The sequence below is a fragment of the Candidatus Krumholzibacteriia bacterium genome (assembly GCA_029865265.1).
GTDB lineage: Bacteria > Krumholzibacteriota > Krumholzibacteriia > WVZY01 > JAKEHA01 > JAKEHA01.
The window spans coordinates 1-5,308 of record JAOUHG010000076.1 but is presented as its reverse complement, the minus strand read 5'-3'; the positions used below and the strand labels follow the sequence as shown (position 1 = coordinate 5,308).

The window sequence follows — 5,308 nt, the reverse complement described above, 5'->3', positions numbered from 1 at the left end:
CTCTTCCAGCCGAAGGAACGGGTGGCACTGGGTTCGGTTGCCAACACGAAGAACTATCTTCTGGTGACCACGCTCGACAACGTGAAGAGCCGGCTCTACAAGCACACGCTGTCCGGCAAGAACTGGAAGTCGGAGGAGATCAAGCTGCCGGGGCTGGGATCGGCGGGCATATCCGGCGCGAGTGACGACGACGACGTCTTCTACATCAACTATACCGACTTCCTGACCCCTTCCAGCCTCTACATCGTGGAGGACGGCAAGTCGCTCAAGAAGATCAAGAGCATGCCCACGGAGTTCGACGCCACCGGGATGAAGGTGGACCAGTACGAGGCCGTGTCCAGGGACGGCACGAAGATCCCCTACTTCATCTTCATGCCCAAGGGCTACAAGGCCGACGGAAAGAACCCGACGGAGCTGTACGGCTACGGCGGCTTCGAAGTCTCGATGCGGCCGTACTACTCGGGTACGGTGGGTTCGAGCTGGGTAGCGCGCGGCGGCGTATACGTGCTGGCAAACATCCGCGGCGGCGGCGAGTTTGGTCCCAAGTGGCACCAGGCGGCGATGCAGGAGAAGCACCAGAACGCATTCGACGACTTCATCGCCGTGGCCGAGGACCTGATCAAGCGCAAGGTCACCTCCCCCGAACATCTCGGCATCGTGGGCGGGTCCAACGGCGGGTTGCTGGTGGGCGGGTGCTTCACGCAGCGGCCGGAACTGTTTGGCGCCGTGGTGTGCCAGGTTCCCCTACTGGACATGAAGCGCTACAACAAGCTGCTGGCCGGCGCGAGCTGGATGGCCGAGTACGGCAACCCCGACACGGACGACTGGGAGTACATCAAGACCTGGTCACCGTACCAGAATCTCGACGCGAACCAGGACTATCCCAAGGTCTTCTTCTACACATCGACACGCGATGACCGCGTGCACCCCGGACACGCGCGCAAGATGGTGATGAAGATGACCGAGATGAACAAGCCGGTTTACTACTATGAGAACACGGAGGGCGGGCACGCCGCGGGCGCCAATTTGAACCAGCGCGCGTACAGCTGGGCGCTCACGTACGCCTACCTGTGGATGATGCTGCGGTAGCGGGTCCACCCTGTCGCCTGGCAACACAGCGGCGGTTCCACCGTTTGACCGGTGGGACCGCCGTTTTGCTGGAGGCAGCGACGGGCCAACGCCCTGCGAACGTGGTGGAAGACGCCCGGAGGCCAGTATTATTTGGCCCTCCGGGCGTTTCATGATATCTTGCCGGTGCCGCACGTTTTCCCCCGGAGTCCCCTGTCGAGAAGCTCGGAGTAAGACTTGATGAAACGTAGTTACGCATGTGCATGGGTATTCTTGTGCTGGGCCAGCGTCTCGATCATTGCCGCGGGCTGCCACGAAGACCCGGCAGCCGTCCGCCCAACGGATGAGGAATCCTTCCTGTCCAAGGACCTTCAGTCGAACTGCTATTCGTGGCCCGAGCAGGAGTTCTCCCCGCAGAACGTCGCCGCCCTGGAGGCCGCACTTGCGGTGGGCTCGAAGGCGGTTGAGTTCTCACTCGCGGATCTGGATGGGAACGTCCGTCGACTCTCGGAGCTTCTGCGGAGCAAACCTGTTCTGCTGGTGCTCGGCGCCTATACCTGAGGTAAGTACGAGGCCAGCGCGCCTGGCCTGAACGCCCTTGCCGCGAAGTCCTACGACGCGCAGACCACCTTCTCCGACCAGGTGCACTTCGTCCACGTCTACGTGGTTGAACCCCATCCCATGGCTCCGGACCCCACCCCGCATACCGGGGTCGTGGCCGAGCCGAGACCGCAGACTCTCCGGACACCGTTCGGACGGCGGCCAGGATGAACGCTTCGCATTACCGCAGGGAACCGGGACGATCCTCCTCCAAACGGGCAAGCTCGCGGCGGGCGAACAGATAGTAGGCTGCGACGCACAGTGAGTTGATGACTACGGCAATCGTGTTCCAGACCACCACCGGCCACGAAGCGATCAGGATTCCGTAATAGACCCACACGATCTGGAACGCGGCCATGATGGCCGGCATGGTGGGACTCAGGCCCTTGCTGGAGCGCCGCCTGACCATCCTGATCGTATCGGGCAGGGCGGCAAACGTGGTCCCAAAGCCTGCCACGAGGCCGACGATCTCTGAATTCTGCAGGCCGATAGCCACGTTGTGCGAGAGCTACACCGTCATCGTTCTTGCGTACGTGGCACCGATGGCGCCTTTTCGGCACTCCCCGCTCGACATGAATCCCGCGGAGTGTCTGGCCTGCACATCGAGCGCTTCGGACAGGCTCGTCCCGCACGAGGCCCGGATGTTCTCCAGGATCGCGCGAACACCGGCTTCGTTGCCGGAACCGGCGAACTCTGCCATTGAACCATCCGCAACCCCGGTGAGCGCGCCGGTCTCGACGGGTCTCATGGTCAGGCCGTGGTCGCCGTGCGTCGCGATGGCCCACGCCGTCTTCAGCGCATCCGGCAGGGGCCCTGCGCTGTCGATGAGCCATCCGACCGCCTCTCCCGCCTTCACCGGCCGCCCGGTGAGCAGGAGTTTCAACAGCTGTGGCCGCTGCCTGGGCGCACACTTCCGAAACGGCCAGTGGCACCCTTCCATGCCGGGAACCACGGGCAGCGTGACCTCGGGCATTCCCAGCGAGGCGTCCTCGACCGCGACCAGATAGTGACAGTGCGTGAGCAGCTCGAGCATCCCGCCGAGACAGCGCTTGCCGTTCACGAAACCGACCGACACCTTGAACTCGTCGTTCAGCCGCCGCGCCGTCTTCGACCAGGAGCGCGAAATACGGAGCCCCTGTTCTTCGTCGCTCAGCGCCGGGAAGAAGTCGCCCGTGTCCGCCCCCACCATCTGCGTGGACAGGTGGAAATCGCCGGTCACGATGACGCGCTCGATCTTCTCCGAGCGCAGCCAGTCGATGGCGCGGTTCAGTTCCGCGTCCACGTCGCTGTTGTAGCTCTCGCGCCCGATCGTGATCACGCCCGCCTTTCCATCGTGTTCGGCATTGACGTAGAGCTGCTGCCACTCCGGCTCGCCGATCGCTTCGAAGGCACCCGGATACCAGGCGCTCTTTGCGGCCGCCGGATGCGCGGCATGATAGGCGGCGACAATCCCGCTCACTTCCTTCGCCCCGCGCCGGCGGATGTCGGCCAGGACGCCGCTGCGGAACTGCGCACACAACTCGCCGATGATGTTGATATGAGCGAGGTGGCCCCGCTTTTCATGGAGCATCAGGCTCGTCATCTGGTAGACCGGCCCGAGGATCCATGTCCGCAGTTCCTCTTCTTCCGCGTCATCCAGCGTCCAGTTGACGACGGGCCGGAAGTGGTTGGGCGGGTACCACCCTTCACCGCTGTCCTTGTGCGCGACCAGGTCGGGCGTGGGCGTGAACAACTCCCCGTAGTGTTCGCCCAGATGATGGAGGCACGACCACGTCAGGAAGTTGGCGCCCTTTGCACCGATGGCATCGTGCGCCCGGAACGGATTCGGTCCGACCTCGCGGCGGATGTACTTGTCGATCTTCCAGAAGGGCATGTTGGATGCCCGGTGATACCGCAGGCCCGAGAGGGTGAGGCCGCAGAAGAGCACGTCGAGCACGAACGACCAGTCGTCGCTCACCGGAACGGGAATGAGTCCGAGGGCCCACAGCAACTGTGTGGCCGGTGTGGTGTCCGATTCGACGATTTCGTAGATCTTGTTGATCTCGTGCGGGAAGGCGGGGTGCGCGATACCCACACCGAGTTCCGACGACGGAAAACCGGACGTCACCGACTTGATGTGGATATCGGGAAACTCCGCGCGGAACATCTCGTAGTGCGCCTTCTTGAGGTCGAGGATCTCCGGGATCGCCTCGAGCAGAAACCGTGGCGAGAGGTCCTTGAGGCGCGGGGGCAGGCGCTTGCCGTCGTAGGTCACCCGGATGACGTTCTCCATGATCCGGGCCGCCCGGGCGGGACCAAAGGAGCGCACCAGCCCTTCGTACTGCCTGCCGATACCATCGGGCGCGCCCGCCAGATCGAGCGCCACGACCGGCACCCCGAACGGTTCGAGCCGCGAGCCGAGCTGCATGGTCTTCCCCGCGCCCACGATGCCATTGGCTCCGGATATGACGAGCGAACCCCGTTTACCCTCCTTGCCGAAGACCTGGTCAACCAGCTCGCCGGCGTCCACGGGCAGCCGCCCGCGCGCGAAGATCTCCAGTACGGAACCCAGCCCCAGCGTGCCGAGCGTCGACGGTCTCATCTGTTCTACCGCGCTCGCCATTACCGATCCCCCCTCTCCGTCACCTTCAGTATCGATGCGATGCCCACGTCCCCGGCCGCACAACCGAACACGAGCACGTAACCACCGCCCAGATCCACCGCTTCCTCCAGCGCTTCGATGATCACCCGCGTTAGCGTGGGCCCCTGCGGGTGCCCCCACACCAGCGGACAACCGGTGTTGTTCATCGCGCGCCAGTCGTAGCCCATCACGCGCGCAAAGATGGCGTCGTTGACAGCGAACGGGTTGTGGTTCTTCACCACCGCCATGTCCTTCATGCTGAGCCCGGTTCGATCCAGCAGCTTCTTGACCGCAAGCGTGGGCGCCTCGGGCATGAGGCTCGGGGCGGTTCTCATCTCTGTTTTGGCGACGAACTGGATGTCGATCTCCGGGCGCGGGCTCAACTGTGCGGCCTTCTCCGGCGTGGCAACGAGCAGCACTGCCATTCCATCGGAGGCGTGTGTCTGCGTGCCGCTGGTGACACAGGTATCCAGTTCGCGCATGGAGACCAGGGACTCCATCGTCACCTGGCGCACGCCCTTGTCCTCGTCCACCCGGCCCAGCGGCCGTCCCTGAACGTTCAACACCTCGAGCGGAACCAGCACGCGGTCGAGCAGACCGGATTCCTTGGCCCGGAAGTACTGCGCATAGCGGTGGAACGTGATCTCGTCCACTTCCTTGCGATCCAGCTTGTGCTTGCGGGCCGCCATGCCGGCGGTGGTGATCATGGCGTTGCCGGTGGCGGGGTCGAAACCGAAGTTGTCCCACACATCGCTGATCGCCTGCGTCCTCTCATAGGAGCGGCGTTCCGGAAACACGCCGACCGGCGAATCGCTGGTGCGGTCGAAGGTGAGAACCCCCACCACATCGTGGGCGCCGTTCTGGACTTCCCCGGCGCCGAGGAGCGTGGCCTGCAGACCGGTCGCGCAGGCCTGCTCGACGTGATAGCCGGGCAGGCGCCGGCCCATGCAGCTGGACACGAGCGGTGCGGTCCAGAATTTCCAGTGCCAGGGGATGGTCGAGCCGATGACGAGAAAGTCC

General features: G+C 64.0%; 5 protein-coding genes. 2 read left to right on the top strand and 3 right to left on the bottom strand.

All coding sequences use genetic code 11. The annotated features are described in order from the left end of the window. The coding region (locus tag OEX18_15555) for a prolyl oligopeptidase family serine peptidase (GenBank protein ID MDH4338680.1) at positions 1-1,089 on the top strand (1,089 nt) is incomplete at its 5' end. A gap of 219 nt (positions 1,090-1,308) precedes the next feature. Then, complete coding sequence (locus OEX18_15550; protein MDH4338679.1) at positions 1,309-1,629, top strand: hypothetical protein; 321 nt, start codon at positions 1,309-1,311, stop codon at positions 1,627-1,629. 220 nt (positions 1,630-1,849) lie between these two features. Here OEX18_15550 and OEX18_15545 read toward each other — a convergent pair whose 3' ends face one another. The 3 genes from OEX18_15545 to OEX18_15535 all read right to left on the bottom strand — a co-directional run. Next, a complete protein-coding gene (locus tag OEX18_15545; GenBank protein MDH4338678.1) occupies positions 1,850-2,164 on the bottom strand; it encodes a SemiSWEET family transporter in 315 nt (104 codons plus the stop codon). A 12-nt stretch (positions 2,165-2,176) separates the two neighbouring features. Further along, positions 2,177-4,249, bottom strand: a complete 2,073-nt coding sequence (locus OEX18_15540; protein MDH4338677.1) for a hypothetical protein — start codon at positions 4,247-4,249, stop codon at positions 2,177-2,179. Between the two features lie 20 nt (positions 4,250-4,269). Then, positions 4,270-5,308, bottom strand: a 1,039-nt coding sequence (locus OEX18_15535) for a thiolase family protein (protein MDH4338676.1), incomplete at its 5' end; no start/stop codon positions are given.